This window comes from Streptomyces fuscigenes (assembly GCF_021556455.1).
In the GTDB taxonomy this organism is placed as follows: domain Bacteria; phylum Actinomycetota; class Actinomycetes; order Streptomycetales; family Streptomycetaceae; genus Streptomyces; species Streptomyces fuscigenes.
Genome location: NZ_JAKGCV010000644.1, coordinates 1 through 2317 on the forward strand (window position 1 = coordinate 1; position 2317 = coordinate 2317).

Annotated in this window: 3 protein-coding genes; 2 read left to right on the forward strand and 1 reads right to left on the reverse strand. The window is 77.2% G+C overall.

The window, feature by feature from the left end:
* A partial coding sequence (locus L1885_RS27300; protein WP_235799826.1) for an FHA domain-containing protein occupies positions 1-682 on the forward strand: 682 nt, incomplete at its 5' end.
* A 48-nt stretch (positions 683-730) separates the two neighbouring features.
* On the opposite strand, the gene L1885_RS27305 is transcribed toward L1885_RS27300, so the two are convergent.
* Complete coding sequence (locus L1885_RS27305) at positions 731-1666, reverse strand: methyltransferase domain-containing protein (RefSeq protein ID WP_235799828.1); 936 nt, start codon at positions 1664-1666, stop codon at positions 731-733.
* Positions 1667-1832: 166 nt separating this feature from the next.
* Here L1885_RS27305 and L1885_RS27310 point away from each other — a divergent pair, with 166 nt between their 5' ends.
* Positions 1833-2237, forward strand: coding sequence for a globin (locus L1885_RS27310; protein ID WP_235799827.1), 405 nt, complete (start codon positions 1833-1835; stop codon positions 2235-2237).
* Positions 2238-2317: the final 80 nt, after the last annotated feature.

Genomic DNA, 2317 nt, shown 5'->3' on the forward strand with positions numbered 1-2317 from the left:
CGCCGGCGACGACTGGCCCCCGCCGCAGCGCCCGGCCCCCGCCGCGGACGACGACTGGCCCGCGCCCGCCGCCCCCTCCTTCGACCCGGTGTCCCCGCCGCACGCCCCGCAGCAGCCGGGTCCGGCCGCCGAGGACGACTGGATGCTGCCGCCGCCCACGGGGTCCGAGCCGTTCGCCCCCCGCCCGGGAGCGGAGCAGGGCGGACCGCAGTCCGGCCTGCCCCGCCAGGGCGTCCAGGGCGGCCCCGGGCCGCAGCAGCCCGGCTTCGCGGGACCCTCCCGGTGGGCCGTCGTCATCGGCCCCGACCGCGAGTACTTCATGGCGATGATGAACCGCAGCGGGCCGGAGGCCGCGGGCCTCAACCTGCCCGCGTACGCGCCGGAGCAGCACATGCCGCTCACCGGCAACCAGGTCACCATCGGCCGCCGCCGGCACTCGACGGGCGAGTCGCCCGACATCGACCTGTCGGTGCCGCCGGAGGACCCGGGCGTCTCGCACCAGCACGCGATCCTCGTCCAGCAGCCCGACGGGGGCTGGGCCGTGGTCGACCAGAACTCGACCAACGGCACGACGGTCAACGGCGGCGAGGAGCCGATACAGCCCTACGTGCCGATCCCGCTGGCCGACGGCGACCGCGTCCACGTCGGCGCCTGGACGACCATCCGCATCGTCCAGGGCTGAACGGGCGCCCGCGGCCCGCCCGAGGAGCGCGGGCGGCCGTGCCCCGGCTCAGGTCGCCGGCAGCGGCCACACGTGGGGGCCGTGCGGGTCGTCCAGCCAGGCCCACTGGCCCTCGCCGGTGACGGTGACGCCGTACCGCTGCCGCTGGGGCCGGTGCTCGTGCCGCCACAGGCGGTGGGCCTCCTCGGGCGACAGGGCGTACGCGCTCAGCGCCAGCAGGAAGCGGAAGAGGTCGTTGGCGAGCAGGTTCCGGGGCAGCCCGGACGCCCGCTCGGCGACCTCCTCGCCGGGGACGGGAGCCCCCCGCAGCGCGACGAAGAACGCCGACGTCGCGAGGAACGGCCCCTGCGCCACGCGCCCTTCGGGCGTGTCCGCCACGCGCAGCGAGACCAGCCCGGTGGCGAGCGGCGCCACGATGCGCGCGCCGGGCGCCGACTGGGCGACCCAGGCGCGCGGCACGGACGGCAGCGCGCAGGTCGCGATGATCCGGTCGAACGGCGCCCGCTCGGGGCAGCCGCGCGCCCCGTCGCCCGTCACGACGGTGGGCCGGTGCCCCGACTCCGCGAGGTGCACGCGGGCCGACTCGGTGATCTCCGGGTCGAGGTCCACGGTGGTCACGAGGCCGTCGCCGAGGCGGTGCGCGAGCAGCGCGGCGTTGTAGCCCGTGCCCGCGCCGATCTCCAGCACCCGGTCGCCGTCGCGGACGTCGAGCTCCGTGAGCATCCCCGCCATCAGGGAGGGCTGGCTGGAGGACGAGACGAGCCGGCCGTCGCGCATGCGCGTACCGAGCGCGGTGTCCGCGTAGGCGCCGCTCAGCCAGCGCCACCGGGCCTCGGGGTCCGGGTCGCCGGACCACAGCCGCCTGCTGCCGCCGCTGCCCTCCACGTAGTAGTACGGCACGAACAGGTGGCGCGGCACGGCCTGGAAGGCGTCGCGCCAGGCAGGGTCCGGCAGTGCCCCGGCGGCCGCCATGTTCCGCACCATCTCGGACCGCGCCTGCTCGGCGTGGGCCTGTGCGTCGTATCCGCTCACCCCTCCACTGTCGGCCCTGCCGGGCGGCCGGGCGAGTGCGCGTGGGCGGCGCGGGCGCCCGCCGCCGGGCGGTCCTAGGACCTGCGGCCTCCTCCGCCCCGTCTGCGACCATGGAGGGGTGACAGGGATCAGGCGCGGCACGGTGAGCGAGCAGACGTTCTACGAGCAGGTCGGCGGCGAGGAGACGTTCCGCCGTCTGGTGCACCGCTTCTACGAGGGCGTCGCGGAGGACCCGCTGCTGCGGCCCATGTACCCGGAGGAGGACCTCGGCCCCGCCGAGGAGCGCTTCCGGCTCTTCCTGATCCAGTACTGGGGCGGCCCGCGCACCTACAGCGAGCAGCGGGGGCACCCGCGGCTGCGGATGCGGCACGCGCCGTTCGCCGTCGACAGCGCCGCGCGCGACGCGTGGCTCGCGCGGATGCGGGTCGCGGTGGACGAGCTGGGCCTGGCCGAGGAGCACGAGCGGCAGCTCTGGGACTACTTCACCTTCGCCGCCCAGTCGATGGTCAACACCGCGGGCTGAGCCGGACCGGCGCCCGCGGGGCGCCGCGGGCGCCTCCGCCCGCCCACGGCGCGCGGAGGGCCGGGGCCCCGGCCGCGCCC

What these genes read in the sequence shown, in the direction of transcription:
- L1885_RS27305 (WP_235799828.1), bottom strand. Translation starts at nt 1,666, where the DNA reads ATGGTGCGGAACATGGCGGCCGCCGGGGCACTGCCGGACCCTGCCTGG.